Origin of the sequence: Rhizobium sp. B230/85 (genome assembly GCF_019355735.1) — a bacterium.
Lineage (GTDB): Bacteria > Pseudomonadota > Alphaproteobacteria > Rhizobiales > Rhizobiaceae > Rhizobium > Rhizobium rhododendri.
This window is the reverse complement of record NZ_CP072157.1, coordinates 681,934-695,362: the sequence shown is the minus strand read 5'-3', so window position 1 is coordinate 695,362 and position 13,429 is coordinate 681,934. Positions and strand designations below refer to the sequence as shown.

Here is a 13,429-nt window from a genome sequence, read left to right as displayed (position 1 = left end):
TATCGGGTGCTGCATCGGAGAAGACGCCTGCGAGCGCGTCACGCGTGTTGCCCGACTGGCCGGAGGCGTGGAAGGAGCCGCCTTCGAGCGGTAAGGTCGGTTGTAGCGCAAAGGCGCGGGGGTTCTCGATCCAGGCGGGATCATACGAAAAGGCGGAAAGCTGGCGCGGTCCGGCCTGCGTGAAGCGCAATCGGCCGACGGGCGTCAGGCTTTCACCAAGGGCGACATGAGCGGCAAAGTCGGGCATCAGAAGGCTGCGCCATCTGGGTCGATGACGTCCTTTTCGTCTTGTTTCGTCTTATGATCCTGCGTTTCCTGCCTGCGGAGTTTTGCGGCAAAGGATTTTCCGCGTCTCGGCAACTGTTCGGCGGCCAACGCCAGACCCAGATCATCCGTGCGTATGTCAAGGAGGTCGGCCAGGCGCTCGACAAGCCCCATGGCGACGAGAACATCGGCAAGCGTACCGATGCCGACACCCCGATCGCCTTTTTCGAGCCTTGCAACGGTACTGGGAGACGTCCCGGCGCGAGCTGCGAGATCAGATACGGCGATGCCGCGGCGCAAACGTGCGTTGCGCAGGTCGTAACCCAGTCTTTCAAGCGCCGATTTCGACTTTGGCGAGGCCAACGCATTTCTCCGTATATGAACGATATAGCTCTAATGGCACTCATATATGACAAATTAATGCCCTCTTCAAGCGAGAATAGATGATAACTGAGGCGTATAGACAAGGGCAACGCCAAATCACTGGGACAACGTGCTGCAACTCACCTTCGCAAACGCCAGATCGGTTGCGATAAACCGCTCCCGCATCGGTGCGATCAGGCGGACGGGATCGGTAGGCGGATGGTCGTTCTCACGGCCGCGCACCTCGAGAGAGGCGGCGAGATCGCGATGCTGTGAAGAGAGTACAATTCTTCTCAAGCCAGCCTTACCCTGCCAAAAATGGTGATTGGTTTGGTGGACGCCGCGGGGCTGAGGATAGAGGCTTTAACAGGTGAGTTGACTGGGCGAATGGACACCGTTCACAAAGATCACCGAAGTCCTTGCGACGGCCGGCATCATCTTCATCGACGAGAACGGATAGGGCGCTGGAGTGCTCTATGAAAAGACTCATAAATGAGCCAAGCCAATCGGCGCGCCCCGACAATGAAATCCATCGGGTGGTCATTCGATCTGTTACACGCTCCGTGCGCGTCTGCGATTGCATCGACGCCGTTGGAAGGCTTGCCGCCTGGGGAGGGTGTGGCGAGCCTTTTTTCTGTTATGCTGCGCTCAACAAATTCGTGACTTGCTATAACACAAAGTATCCGTGACTATTAGCGTGCTGGCCCTGGAGTGTCGTTTCGCTCCAAGCGTGACCCCCCTAGCAATCCGGAGGCCAGCACCTCCCCCCGCTTTGAAGGCGTTGATGAGGCCAAGGGTCGACGAATAACGTCTGACTCGCCCCACCAAGCCCCTACGTCCGTCACCACCGGATCAAACACGACTGTTTATATGCAGAGTTACGATGACCAAAATTCCCGAGACTTATAGGACGCAAGGAAGCCGCAGATTTTTGCGGTCGTCGACAATCGGCGCGATGATCGCACCCGCCGAGGTCAGCAGCAACCTCCTGTAGGGGTGTACTGGACACGGGACCGCAGGATCGGGACACCCCTCAACCCTCTGTCTGGACGCTTTTCCACGAGATGGCTCGCTGGGCGCCGCACGGTGTGGCTTCTGCGGGCAGTTTTGATCGTGATCGTCGCGTTGAAGCTGCGAGTTTTTCCATTCCTTTGCAGCTTCCGTAATGATTACTTGTGGCACGCGGGCGCCGCCTGTTCGTCATCGGTGCCCCAGGTGCTTAGCCAGTTACCGACTTCCGTGACGGTCTAGTGTCGGCCGGCTTCGTGATAGTCCTTCGATGACGCCAAGGCTTCCTGCTAAAAGCTCTCGCGGGCTTTCTCGCGCACACGTACTGTTCGATAGCTTCCAACATGATCCATTGCGCCGAGCGCCGGCGCTGGGTTGCAAGGCGCTGAACGCGCGTTTGAGGCCGTCATCGAACTTAATAGACGTCGCACGCATTTGACTTCCTATCACCCGGTACTACCTTGTGATGATACTTCCCTACTTCCCTACTTCCCTACTTCCCTACTTGCCTGCTGTCTATTGATCTACAGCGCGCCGATCGGTTCGACCGAAGACCTGCCCCAAGCAAGGACACTGGCAAACACAGCAGTGCGCTTATCAGCTGGAGACACTTTTATCTGCACGCCTCAGTGTCGCTCAGAAATTGAAGGGCGGTGTGCCTCAGTCGGGTTTCGTTGCCGGATCCCGATGTTCATCGGCCTTGCCGTCCAGGGAACGCCAGCTGTCGAACCAGGTCGTGGTATAGGATTTCGAAGGGTCGCTCGCATCCTTCACTTCCCTTAGTGTCTGTTCAAGAATGGCGGGCGTGCGCGGGGTTGAGTGAAGGGCGGCAATCAGATTCTTTGTATTTTGCGACAAATACGGAGAGATCGAATGGCCTGGACACCCTTCACCCGGCGTCACCATGACAGAAGCCGCATGCGCTACGCAAGTGATCTGAATGACCGTGAGTGGAGCTTGATCGAGCCCCTCATGCCGAGGCAGCCTCGACTGGGCCGCAGACGCAAGACGTCGCTTCGGGCGGTGATGGACGCGATTTTTTATCTGCTGCAGTCAGGCTGCCAATGGGCATTGCTGCCGCATGATTTTCCACCGAAGAGCACGGTCTACCATTATTTCAAACGGTTTTGCCGGGACGGGACGTGGCGTCGTATCCATGACGCGCTCTACTGCCGAACGCGGCAGCTTGAGGGGCGAGAAGAGCAACCGTCATTTGCCATCATCGATAGCCAATCAGTGAAGACCGGCCCGGATGCTCGTCTCGATATCGGCTATGATGCGGGTAAGAAGATCAAGGGCCGCAAGCGGCACATTCTGGTCGATACTCTTGGCATGCTTCTGAAAGCCGAGGTCCACTCGGCAGGAATTCAGGATCGTGATGGAGCAGCACTTGTTTTCGACAGGCTCGCCAACCGTTTTCCCTTTATCGAGAAAATCTGCGGCGACGGCGGCTATCAGGGCACAACAGTAGAAGAGGCCAGCCCGCGACCGATGGAGATTATCAAACGAAACCAGGCCGGTTTCCAGGTGCTACCAAAGCGATGGATTGTCGAACGAACGCTGGCGTGGCTCGGCATAAACCGCCGAATGGCAAAGGATTTCGAGCGTTTCTCGGCCACAAGCCTAGCCTTCATCCAAACAGCAATGATCAAGCTCATGACAAGAAGGCTCGCTCGATACCCGCTTTCTTGAACAGACTCTTAGATACGCGAACCCGCACGCGCTCGACGTTCCGCGTCGCGGTATTCAGGCACACGAAGATCATGTTGACCAGGAAGCTAGCTTCTTTCGCTTGCTCGATGACCTTGATCAAATGCTCGCTGTTGAGAGTGGTTCGAAAACGAAATCTGCCTTCGCGGCAATCAACTGGTTGATGCGCGTGATCGCTATCCGGCCAGCCTTTACCCGGTTTGCGCTTTCTGCCAACCCTTGAGGCAAGCTCTTCTGGATTTCGTCCGTGTTCACGAAATCGCCAGCGGGGCGATACTTTTCATAGATGGAGGATTTACCGGAGCCGTTGAGACCCGCCAAAATCGTGCATATCGGATTTGGCATGGAGAGCTAACCAGCCGCTCTCTTCTTCCTGCCCCTACCGAGGTTTGTCCGCGTATGCGCGCGCTACATGTCACGAAGCTTGTGAATTTCGGTTCTGGGAGGGAAAGGGGTACGCGTGGGAGCGTTATCAACCGTCTCTACTTCGATGGCTGGCTGCCAGGGCGGAACGACGCCGAGGACTTCGCCGCGCTTTTCAGCATCGGAGCCGATTTCCTCGATAGCTTTCCACCGTTCTTTGAGCGATTCCAGCAGCATTCGACACCCTTGGTTCAATCGAGACGACCTTAGCGGCTTTCGGCCTTAAACTCCATCGTCTTCGACGACGCGATAAACGTCCGCATTGTCCTGCTTTTCCGAAGGCCCTTGAAAGCCGCATACCGAAGTTTCTGGTCAGTGGCCTACGCACGATACTCGATTTCGGCAATAAGGGTAGGCGCGATCCACACTACTTGGCGCTTGCCACAGTATGGAATTGGCGGCTGCTTCTTTTTCCATGGCAGCCGATCGATGGAGGTCCGCAGATCGACAGCCTGTCGCTCATTAAATCCGGTTTCCACGCTGCCCACGTAGGCCAAGTCGTCGCCCCGATACGCCGCCAGTAGCAAGGAGCCAAATCCGCCGTGCGGACATTGACGGTTCACAGCCCACAATTGAGCTCGACCCAATCGCCGCTCCGGCCGCTGAGGTCAGCTTGCGCGAGGCGATCGTCCTTGCGGTTTTCAACATCTGAATACACCGGGCGTGGTCCAGTCGCCACGACGCGGCGAGACCACCCTGCACAGCAAAGGACCCCACCGGGATTCGATGCCCAGGCGCCTGCTCAAGATGGCGGCTGGATCAGGCAGCCGCCTGCACGTCGAACTCGAAATGAATCCGGTCATACGGAAATTCCACGCCGGCCGCCGCGCGATCGATGACGCCGGCGCTCACGAGTGTCGTCACATCCTTGTGGACGGCTTGCACATCGCGGCCGACACGGCGGGCGACCTCCCGGATCGCCAGCGGTCCTTGTCCTGCCAGCGCTTTTACGATCGCCAGCCGCGACGGGGCAAGAACCCGGTGCATGTCATCGTAACTGACAAAATTGATCGAGGGCGTGACAGGTTGGGCCGAGCCCTCCAGCGCCTTGCGTCCAGCGTTGACAAACCGGGCCTTGGCATCGGACATCGTGCCGAGCCTGACAATCAAAGTCCTCATGCCAGTATCCTTTCCATGTCCGCCTGAAAGGCATCGAACAGCGTTTCCAGATCTGTGAACTCTATCTTTTCTTCAAGTCCGCCGATGTGGCGATGATCGCCTTTCCCATGTTCATTGTCGTATCGAAGGACACACTCTCCCTCCACGACAAGCGCCAGCCGGTATTAGAACGGATGGATGCTTCAAAGGAACGGCGCTGGCAATCGCCAGAGAACCACCTCGAAAAAGGCCTTGTCATTGACGACGGTTGCGGCTTTCTCACGCAGCACGGCATTCATGTTGTTGTTATTGATAAAAATGCTTTCCGTTGTTGTCAAGAACAACAGTTGCGGTGGGATTCGATGCCACGGCGCATAGTCCGGGTCGCGGAAACATGAAGGGAATGGTCGTGACGGCTGCGATTTCCGCTTCTTTTGCGCCATCATCGCTTTTCTGCGATCCAAAATCGGCATCTGGGCCGCTTCGGTCTCGTCCATCCGGGCCATCGGATAGGTATGCTGGCAGATCCGTTGCATCTCGCCGGCCAAGGGGCTGCATCAACCAAGCGACTGACCTTGCTGGCTCACGCTGCCTTCGAGGCAGGCATTGTTCCCGCCAATGTGGTTTTCGATGCGACCGGTGGCAGTCTGCATGTCGGTCATCGTCCTCCGATCATGACGCTACGGCTGCTTCAGCAGGCCGGCACAAGTCGATCGTCCTCATCGGTGGCGGAACCACGAGTATCGGCGCCGATTTCGGAACCAAGTCGGCCACCTGAAGCGGAAAAACGATTTTGACGTCGAATTTGAAGGCCTGATGGAAGGCGCGCCCCGTGAGGGCGAAGCCTGGTAACCCGGTCGGAAACCCCTGATAGTTGAGATCCGTGCCGAGGCATCCGCAACACGTTTTCGCTCACCGACACCATGCCCCTGTCGCCAGGGGACAGGCCTTTGACGGTGGCTCAAGCAGCGGCCTCGCCTCTGACACCGGCGCTCGTAGTGGCCCGAGCGGTCAATATCCTGGCTTGATTAGGAACTGGCCACTGTGGGGATCCGTTTCGGCCGGACGGCGATGACAGCGACTTGTCATGGGCGTATCGTCGTCTTTGGTATGAGAGCGTCATAGATTGGCTCTATCCAGTGCCGATTGGCGATATTGTAGGCGCTGAAACTGCTCTCGAACTGCCAATATGACCATGCGAAGTGCTCGCTTTCCGCTGTCCGAGCAACAGCCGAGGTCCAGGCAACCCTGGCCGCCATGTTGGCCTTGTCGTAGCTGCCGAATTCGCCAAGGAGAATGGGACGATCATGGGCTTTCGACCAGGCAGCGATGGTCGAAAAATTCCGCACTATCGTCTGGTGATCGGCGTCGGTTCCCCATGGCACACCGATCAGCCGCTCACGGCTCGGAACGGTCCATGTCGCGCCCTGGTGCGTGAAGGGGAAAGGGTCATAGTAGTGGACGGTCACGATGATGTTTCGATCGGTGGTCGGCAGGACCAGCGCGTCCAGCGAGTGGAAATTGTTTGAATTGGCCGGTCCAATCACCACGCCGCGCGTCGGGTTCGTCTGCCGGATGAGTGCGAGTGTCTCCGAAAGCAGTCCGTTCCAGAGGTCCGGTGTCATCGCCCTGTTGGGCTCGTTCAGAATCTCGAAGAGCACGGACGCCGAAGCATTCCGGTAGCGGGGCGCTATCTGCCGCCAAAAGGCAAGCAGCTTGGTGCGACATTCGTCGGCATCTCTGCCGCAGAATTGGAAATCATGCTCATCCAGAATGACCAGCAGGCCAACCTCGGTCGCCTGGTCGATAACGGAATCGAGCGTTTCGAGCCATTTCGGGTCGAGTTTGTCCGCAGCATCCATGTGTGAGAAGGCTTGGAGGTTGACCCGGATGTGCTGGAAGCCGCTATCGTGGAGCATCTTGTCATCGCCTGGCTGGAAATGCGCCTTGCTCGGGTCTTTCCAGATGGGGTCGTAGCCAAGGACATTGATGCCTCGGCCCAGCTGCTGGACCAGTTGTTCGGCATATCCGGCCTGACCAGCGGCGATGTTGCCCGCAGATGTGGCAAGAAGAACCAAAGCGAGAAAAATCCGCATGTGCTTTTCCTTACGATCGGCACCCCATTTCGATGGCAGATGCCGGATTCTGACGCCGGCCGCGATTGACTGGCCACGCGGTCTCACGTCGGCGTTCTCACTCACGCACGATATCGGGACATCTCTACTAGATCAGGGCGGGACGCCTCAGTGTCTCGCTCGAAATCTGGCGGGCGGTGTGTCTCAGTTGGGTTTCGTTGCCGGATCCCAATGCTCATCGGCCTTGCCGTCCACGAACCGCCAGCTGTCGAACCAGGTCGTGGTGTAGGACTTCGAAGGGTCCTTTGCATCCTTCACCTCTCTTGGATAGCTGACGGTGACGATATCGCCTTCGGCGACAACCGAGACGATCTTCGTTTGCATCTTGTCGGGAATGGTAGACGGCTGCTTGTTGAGGACTTTGGTGAAGTAGTCGATGACGCCCTGGCGGCCGGAGACGGCGTTCGGATTGTGCTGGAGGTAGCGCGCGGTCAGGTATTTGTCCGCCATCTCCCAATGATTGGCCTCGAGCAGCACCTTCACAATGTTGTAGGCAGCCTGCTTGTTGGTGTTCAATTTCGGGTCGCTGCTCGTAAACAGCGCGTCCGGGTTGTCGGCGCTAACAACGGCCTCCTGTGCTGAAACGGTGTGTGCCAGGCCCATGATGGCAGCAGCAACGAGAAAGCGCTTCATTCTAAACTCCAGTCAGTTATCAACATGACGGCACATTTTAGGCGGCCGGATCGCTCGCAAAGTAGGCATGTTGCCCATCCATAGGAAGCAAACAGTAACCGCGCCTGGAATCTCACCATTCGAAGCGGTCCGGTGCAACGCTGTTGGGAGATGTCACTCGATTATGACCCAACTGTTCTGTCCAAGCGCTCGACATTAGGCTCCAACGATCTTCTGGGCTACGGCGACCCGGTCCGTGCGCCATTCCACCTCCTCGGTCGTCAACTGGTAGCGGGAGGAGGAGTGCGCCTCGACGCGGGCGCAAGACAGCTCGAAACGGCGACGCCCCACGCAAGGCTCCTGTGCCAGTCGTCGATCATCCCTCCCACGCGTCCTGACGATGGCCGTATCGCTTACGGAACACTGCCGCTCAGCGCGCGCTGCGCGGTGTCGCATTGAGACGAAAGGCATGGCTCGCAGGTTCTGATCGCCCATGTCAGCGGGCAGGTCTCATGTCCAGATTGATCACTACGGCGACGATGGACCGTCGATCCGCAATCCTCGCTTGCGTAAGAGCTTGCACGCCTCGCCGACCATACCACCAGCCGGACCGACGAGCTCATACCCTGGAACTGGAAGGCGGAAGATCCGCTATCGCGGGGGCGGCGTAAACAGCGTTTGAAACAGCTGCTTTGAGCGCTCCACGCCCTCATCCGTCAAGATCACTGACTTCGCCTTGTTGACCGGGTCCCCGATCATCCCCTTCTTGAACAGCCGATCCATCGTGCCCCAGTCAAACCCCTTCCAAGCACGACCCTCATGAAGCGTCAGCCACAGCAGCGCCAAGACTGCGTCGTCAATTTTATCTTCGTCTATATCCATCGGGGAATATAGCCAAAGCCAGCTTGCCTGAAAACCCGTCTGGCTATAGCCGATGCCGCCTGTTGCCATAAGCTCGCGGGAACCGTGTCGGAAACCGAAAGGACAACAGGATGCCGACCCACCAATCGGAGCCATCCATGACGCCTTCTGTCCTCGCACCGGCGCCGACGATGACGGCCATCAGAGGAACGATCGGGGCTATCTTACATCATCGCGGCCAGGGCGGCGTGTATCTGGGCAACGACAGCCGCGCCTTCCCCCACGGCGGCGGCAACCCGTTTGGTGGATCCGGCTCTGACGTCTCCTATTGCGAAGACGTTGGTCAGGCTCGTCTCAAGCGGGAATGCAGCCCGCCCGCCGGCGGCATCGGAAAACCTGCCGGTGCAGATAAAGCCGTGTTCATCTGTCTCGACGTGGGCGCGGACCCACGCCGCGTTCGGATCCGCGCCGATGAAGAGGAACATGTGCCGCATGGGTATTCGACGTTCACGGGCGGTCTGCCTGTCTTTCAGAATTGCCCCGCATAGGAGACGCTCGCTATCGGCTTCGAGCCCAACCACCTCGCACGTCGTATGGATCTCGACGTTCGGCAGGGCGGCGATCCGGTCGATGAGATAGCTTGACATCGTCTCTTCTAGCTTCCGCCTGACGATCAGGCACAGCTTCTTGACCTGTGGCGCGAGGAAGACAACCGCCTGGCCGGCGGAGTTCCCTCCGCCAATGAGGGCGATTTCCTCGCCGGCACATAGCCGCGCTTCGATGGCGGACGCCCAGTACGAGATGCCGGCGCCCTCAAAGCTGTCGATGCCGGCGATGTCCGGACGACGATAGCGCGCACCGGATGCAATGACGATGGTTCGGGCAGCAACGGTACGGCCGTCCGTCAATGTCAGGGCATGGAGCGCGCCCGGACCCGATTTCGGAACCAAGTCGGCCACCTGCAGCGGAAAGGCAATCTCGACGCCGAATTTGAGGGCCTGATTGAAGGCCCGCCCGGCGAGGGCGAAGCCTGAAATGCCGGTCGGGAACCCCAGATAGTTCTCGATCCTTGCCGACGCACCCGCCTGGCCACCCGCGGATCGCTCGTCGAGAACGATGACGCTCAGGCCTTCCGATGCGGCGTAGACGGACGCGGCAAGACCCGCGGGGCCGGCGCCGACAATCGCCACGTCGTAGACCTTACCTTCCTTGAGATCGGGCGTGATGCCGAGACACCGGGCAGCGTCGCCATCCGTCGGGTTTCTGAGGACGGTTCCATTGGGGCAGACCATGAGCGGCAGCTCCGAGGCAAGGATGCCCAAGCGTTCGACCAATGCGCGCCCTTCCGTGTCTAAGGTGGCGTCGAGCGTGACATAGGGGAAGGCCACACGCGACAGAAATCCCTCGAGCCTTGTCAGTGACGGTTGGCCGGGCGTGCCGACGAGCACGGACCCCGAGCCTCCGGCACTTATCAGCGCCACGCGGCGAAGGATGAAGGCGCGCATGATCAATTCGCCGATGTCGGCCGACCCGATGACCAGCGCACGCAGATGCGCTCCATCGAAGGCAACCGCACTGCACCCATCGGGACCAGCTTTGCCATCTACCAATATAGGACGGCCCGAAAGCTGGCTGACTTCGCCCGATATCTGCCCGGTGCGATGCGTTGTGAACTGCGCGCGCCGCGTCAGGCCATCATGGCGAAACGTCTCGATCGCTCCGTCAAGGACGAGCCAGGCGGGCACGTTGTGGTCACCGACCGAGAAGACTTGTTCGCCGGGCGCGAACCGTGTTGGCTCGCCGAGGCAGAAACGCTTTGCCGTCTACATCTGAAAAGGCGTGAGGACGGGAAGCATCTGATATTCACGGGAGCTGAAATCGGTCGTCACACGCCTCTCCTCAAGGTTTCGAGCGGGTCACGATCGACCCTAGGTAGACATGGAGAGCCTGCCGAATTCCAAGAGGTTCAGCAGCTTACCCCCCGTCTGGGGCGAAGACCCCATTTTATAAAATCAATGGCGTAGTCAAAGTCGGCGTTCCGCCTTTTCCGGGCCTTTTCCGCCAATACTTTCCCGGTCGTCTTGCGTCCAGGGAGGCGCGCGGGGAGCTGGAAAAACGAAGCGAGCGAGGAGACAGAGCGTCTTGATTGGTTTTAGGGTGAAATGAAGCGTAGGGCCATTCCAAATTCCATTCCAACTGAAGAACGGGAATTGCGAAAGTTTCATCCGGGCGTCGCGCGCCAATGATGTGAAACTCGATGATTCAGCCATTTAGTGTCTCCCCTTGCTTCGACTAGGCTTGCGGCTACTATGTTTATAAATCGAAATATTCCCGATCGGGAATTTCTGGCGGACGGTTATGCTAAATTTGAGCGGAATTTCCCGATCGGGAATATGCTGTAGACAAAAGGCCGATTTTCTTGCTATTTTCCCGATCGGGAAATAAAATGGCAAAACAAGTTAGCAGTCCAGCCGACATCGGCGCCCTGATCCGCAGCACACGCAAGGCGCAAAACTTGCGGCAGGACGAGCTGGCTGGCGTTTCTGGCGTCGGCCTGCGGTTTATCGTCGATCTCGAAGCCGGCAAACCGACAGCACAGATCGGAAAGGTCTTGCAGGTTTTACAAACGCTCGGTTGTTCGATTGATATTCTAGACCCAGGTGAACGTAGAAAATGACGGTAAGGGTCCTTAACGTCTGGTGGAATGGTCGCATTGTCGGACAGTTCACCCAAGATCAGCACGGCGACATTGGCTTCGCCTACGCTGAAGCTTGGCTTGAGGACGAAAAGGCACTTCCGCTTTCTGTCTCCCTACCGAAGCGTCCAGAGCGTTTCTCTCGCCGTGAATGCCGCCCATTTTTTGGCGGCCTACTGCCAGAGGAAAGCCAGCGTCTGGTTGCGGCGCAAGCGTTGGGTGTTTCACCTGCCAACGACTTCGCCCTTCTTGATCGCTTGGGCGGCGACGTCGCCGGCGCGCTTCAACTTTTGCCCGAAGACCACGAACCGATTGGAGGAGGTCTGATTGCCGATCGGCAAACAGCAGCTCTCGACGAGGCCGGAATCGTCCGGATACTGGACGCACTTCCGACGAGGCCGCTCTTGGCCGGCCAGGAAGGCTTGAGGCTATCGCTCGCGGGCGCCCAATCAAAAGCTCCAGTTGTTCTAATCGATGGCCAAGTCGCACTTCCCTTACCAGGCCAGGCGACGACGCACATCTTGAAGCCTCCGATTGCGCGCTTTCCAGGGACGACCGAGAATGAAGCCTTTGCGATGAGGCTTGCTGCCGCAATCGGGCTCGACGTTGCTCCCGTCGACCCGAGGTCCGCGAATAGTCGCCCTTTCCTTTTGGTCAACAGATACGATCGCCACCACGATGGCGACGGTGTGGTTCTCCGCATCCATCAGGAAGACTTCTGCCAAGCGCTGGGTGTGCCACCTGAAACAAAGTATGCAAGCGAGGGGGGCCGACCTTCAAGGATTGCTTCGAGCTGTTGCGTCGGGTCTCTGCGCGGCCGGGCACGGACATCGCTAAGCTTTTGGACGCTGCGATTTTCAATCTCGTCATCGGAAATGCGGATGCTCACGGTAAGAATTTCTCGATCCTCTATGACCATTCTGGACCTAGGATGGCTCCGCTGTACGACCTGCTTTCCACCGTGGCCTATCCAGATCTTTCCCCGAAATTGGCTATGCGGATCGGCAAACGCGCGACGCTTGCTGACATGGGCGCTGATGGCTGGCAGGCTTTCTCGAAGGAGACAGGTGTCAGCTTACCTTTAGTGCGCCGTCGGGTGAAAGAACTGACTGATGCCACAGGGGACGCGATCCCCCGGTTATTGGAAGATATGTCCCCACTTGCCGCAGACCCTGTGTCGTTAAATCGCGTAGCGGCTTTGATCGCAGACCGTGCCAAACTCGTGGCCCTGAGCATGTAACTCAACAGCGCCAAGCATCTCCGCCGACATAATTTAAATATTGAGGTGTAGCCCGGCTTAAAGGACTGCAGCGTTTATGGCGTCGGCCTGGGAGTGCGAGTGCCGTCGGTCCCTGAAGCTGCTCGTTGGCGGGTCATGCGTTACGCGTCCGGTCGATGGTCAATCGGAGAAGAGAACGCAAGCATGTCCAAAGCTCGCGGTACCAATGGCAGTTATTCAACCCACTTTAAGGGGTTAAATAACGTGATAAGTTGCATCATCTGCACCATTGAAAGGGTCAATAGACGTGCTTAACGCTGGAAACCCACTTTGATGGCCGGTGGTATTACGCCGTGACTATGGCACTCTTGGACGGCAAACTGATGCCTGATTTGTCGAGCAGAAAGCACTGGCAGCCAGGCTTGGCGCGTTTGCCAGACACCTGCACCTGGCTCCGACCATGGCGAAGGATATGGAAACGCCGCCGGACATTCTGGACCATGCGATGGGGCGCTGCATCGCGATCGCAGCCAGCGTCCTTGAGGCGTGCGACTGACGACAAAGGACAACTGATGGCCCGATGGAAAAAGCCGACCAAAGAGGAGGTTCTGCAAAACCGGCGAACCTTGGCGGAACGTGCTCGAGCAGGGGATCTGCGGCTGCCCGGCGCCGTGGCGGAGATCCGGAAAGGGATCGGGATGACGCAGGAGGAGTTTGCCAAGGCACTTGGGCTATCTAGACGCCAAATTGCATAACTGGAAGCAGGAACTGCTAATCCCACACTGGAGACATTGAAGAAAATCGGTCGGGCCTTCGGTTTCGGGGTTGGTTTTACGCCCAGAGGTGGATGACCGACAGAAGGCAATGACGTCAGGAGGCGAGGGCGTTGAGGACTACACCCATCTCGTCGGTTGATAGGCGGCCGTGTCATTTCAGGGTCGTTCGGATGCGTGCGAATGATCCAGAGCGCCATCGAGCACGCGCTGTCTCTTAGATCCCTGTCCTACCTCAGGTGCTGAAGTGTATAGCTTCACCGTCGAT

At 58.1% G+C, this 13,429-nt stretch carries 13 protein-coding genes and 6 pseudogenes; 5 read left to right on the top strand and 14 right to left on the bottom strand.

From position 1 onward, the window contains the following. Positions 1-22: 22 nt before the first annotated feature. From J5289_RS29445 to J5289_RS21280, 3 genes and pseudogenes are all read right to left on the bottom strand, one after another. Positions 23-247: pseudogene (locus J5289_RS29445) on the bottom strand (type II toxin-antitoxin system HipA family toxin); the annotation flags it as partial. After that, positions 247-627, bottom strand: a complete 381-nt coding sequence (locus J5289_RS21285) for a helix-turn-helix domain-containing protein (protein WP_143123467.1) — start codon at positions 625-627, stop codon at positions 247-249. The pseudogene J5289_RS29445 and the gene J5289_RS21285, both read right to left, overlap by 1 nt. A gap of 117 nt (positions 628-744) precedes the next feature. Next, positions 745-924, bottom strand: a complete 180-nt coding sequence (locus J5289_RS21280) for a DUF2274 domain-containing protein (RefSeq protein WP_209207346.1) — start codon at positions 922-924, stop codon at positions 745-747. 1,584 nt (positions 925-2,508) lie between these two features. Between J5289_RS21280 and J5289_RS21275 the strand changes: the two genes are divergently transcribed. Next, positions 2,509-3,327 carry an IS5 family transposase gene (locus tag J5289_RS21275; protein ID WP_219276561.1) on the top strand — a complete coding sequence of 273 codons (819 nt, stop codon included), beginning with the start codon at positions 2,509-2,511 and terminating at the stop codon, positions 3,325-3,327. Between the two features lie 117 nt (positions 3,328-3,444). On the opposite strand, the gene J5289_RS21270 is transcribed toward J5289_RS21275, so the two are convergent. From J5289_RS21270 to J5289_RS29435, 8 genes and pseudogenes are all read right to left on the bottom strand, one after another. Beyond that, complete coding sequence (locus tag J5289_RS21270) at positions 3,445-3,690, bottom strand: hypothetical protein (protein WP_143123445.1); 246 nt, start codon at positions 3,688-3,690, stop codon at positions 3,445-3,447. 63 nt (positions 3,691-3,753) lie between these two features. After that, positions 3,754-3,945, bottom strand: coding sequence for a hypothetical protein (locus tag J5289_RS21265; protein WP_209207347.1), 192 nt, complete (start codon positions 3,943-3,945; stop codon positions 3,754-3,756). A 143-nt stretch (positions 3,946-4,088) separates the two neighbouring features. Next, positions 4,089-4,256 (bottom strand): hypothetical protein, encoded by a 168-nt coding sequence (locus J5289_RS29755; protein WP_307877444.1) that lies wholly within the window; start codon positions 4,254-4,256, stop codon positions 4,089-4,091. 271 nt (positions 4,257-4,527) lie between these two features. Continuing rightward, positions 4,528-4,887 carry a helix-turn-helix domain-containing protein gene (locus J5289_RS21255; protein ID WP_143123443.1) on the bottom strand — a complete coding sequence of 120 codons (360 nt, stop codon included), beginning with the start codon at positions 4,885-4,887 and terminating at the stop codon, positions 4,528-4,530. Continuing rightward, positions 4,884-5,165 (bottom strand): annotated as a pseudogene (locus tag J5289_RS21250) (DUF6516 family protein). Before J5289_RS21250 ends, J5289_RS21255 begins: the two are co-directional and overlap by 4 nt. A 786-nt stretch (positions 5,166-5,951) precedes the next feature. After that, the gene (locus J5289_RS21245) at positions 5,952-6,962 is read right to left on the bottom strand and encodes a glycoside hydrolase family 5 protein (protein WP_209207348.1); all 1,011 of its coding nucleotides are present in this window, start codon (positions 6,960-6,962) and stop codon (positions 5,952-5,954) included. A 183-nt stretch (positions 6,963-7,145) separates the two neighbouring features. Then, the gene (locus J5289_RS21240) at positions 7,146-7,634 is read right to left on the bottom strand and encodes a nuclear transport factor 2 family protein (protein WP_209207349.1); all 489 of its coding nucleotides are present in this window, start codon (positions 7,632-7,634) and stop codon (positions 7,146-7,148) included. 195 nt (positions 7,635-7,829) lie between these two features. Further along, positions 7,830-7,964 carry a hypothetical protein gene (locus tag J5289_RS29435; protein ID WP_257625517.1) on the bottom strand — a complete coding sequence of 45 codons (135 nt, stop codon included), beginning with the start codon at positions 7,962-7,964 and terminating at the stop codon, positions 7,830-7,832. A gap of 45 nt (positions 7,965-8,009) precedes the next feature. Between J5289_RS29435 and J5289_RS29430 the strand changes: the two are divergent. Continuing rightward, a pseudogene (locus J5289_RS29430) lies at positions 8,010-8,309 on the top strand (hypothetical protein); the annotation flags it as partial. Here the strand turns inward: J5289_RS29430 and J5289_RS21235 are convergent. The 3 genes and pseudogenes from J5289_RS21235 to J5289_RS21225 all read right to left on the bottom strand — a co-directional run bounded on the left by J5289_RS21235 (position 8,265) and on the right by J5289_RS21225 (position 10,744). Then, positions 8,265-8,495 (bottom strand): DUF6429 family protein, encoded by a 231-nt coding sequence (locus tag J5289_RS21235; protein ID WP_142832068.1) that lies wholly within the window; start codon positions 8,493-8,495, stop codon positions 8,265-8,267. The pseudogene J5289_RS29430 and the gene J5289_RS21235 sit on opposite strands and share 45 nt — an antisense overlap. Positions 8,496-8,698: 203 nt before the next feature. Further along, positions 8,699-10,330 (bottom strand): annotated as a pseudogene (locus J5289_RS21230) (FAD-dependent oxidoreductase). 168 nt (positions 10,331-10,498) lie between these two features. After that, positions 10,499-10,744, bottom strand: coding sequence for a hypothetical protein (locus J5289_RS21225; RefSeq protein ID WP_209207350.1), 246 nt, complete (start codon positions 10,742-10,744; stop codon positions 10,499-10,501). Between the two features lie 176 nt (positions 10,745-10,920). Here J5289_RS21225 and J5289_RS21220 point away from each other — a divergent pair, with 176 nt between their 5' ends. The 3 genes and pseudogenes from J5289_RS21220 to J5289_RS21210 all read left to right on the top strand — a co-directional run bounded on the left by J5289_RS21220 (position 10,921) and on the right by J5289_RS21210 (position 13,239). Next, entirely contained in the window at positions 10,921-11,151 is a 231-nt protein-coding gene (locus J5289_RS21220) for a helix-turn-helix transcriptional regulator (protein WP_209207351.1), read from the top strand. Continuing rightward, a pseudogene (locus J5289_RS21215) lies at positions 11,148-12,409 on the top strand (type II toxin-antitoxin system HipA family toxin). Before J5289_RS21220 ends, J5289_RS21215 begins: the two are co-directional and overlap by 4 nt. Before the next feature lie 551 nt (positions 12,410-12,960). Next, positions 12,961-13,239, top strand: a pseudogene (locus J5289_RS21210) (helix-turn-helix transcriptional regulator). The last annotated feature ends 190 nt before the right edge of the window (positions 13,240-13,429 follow it).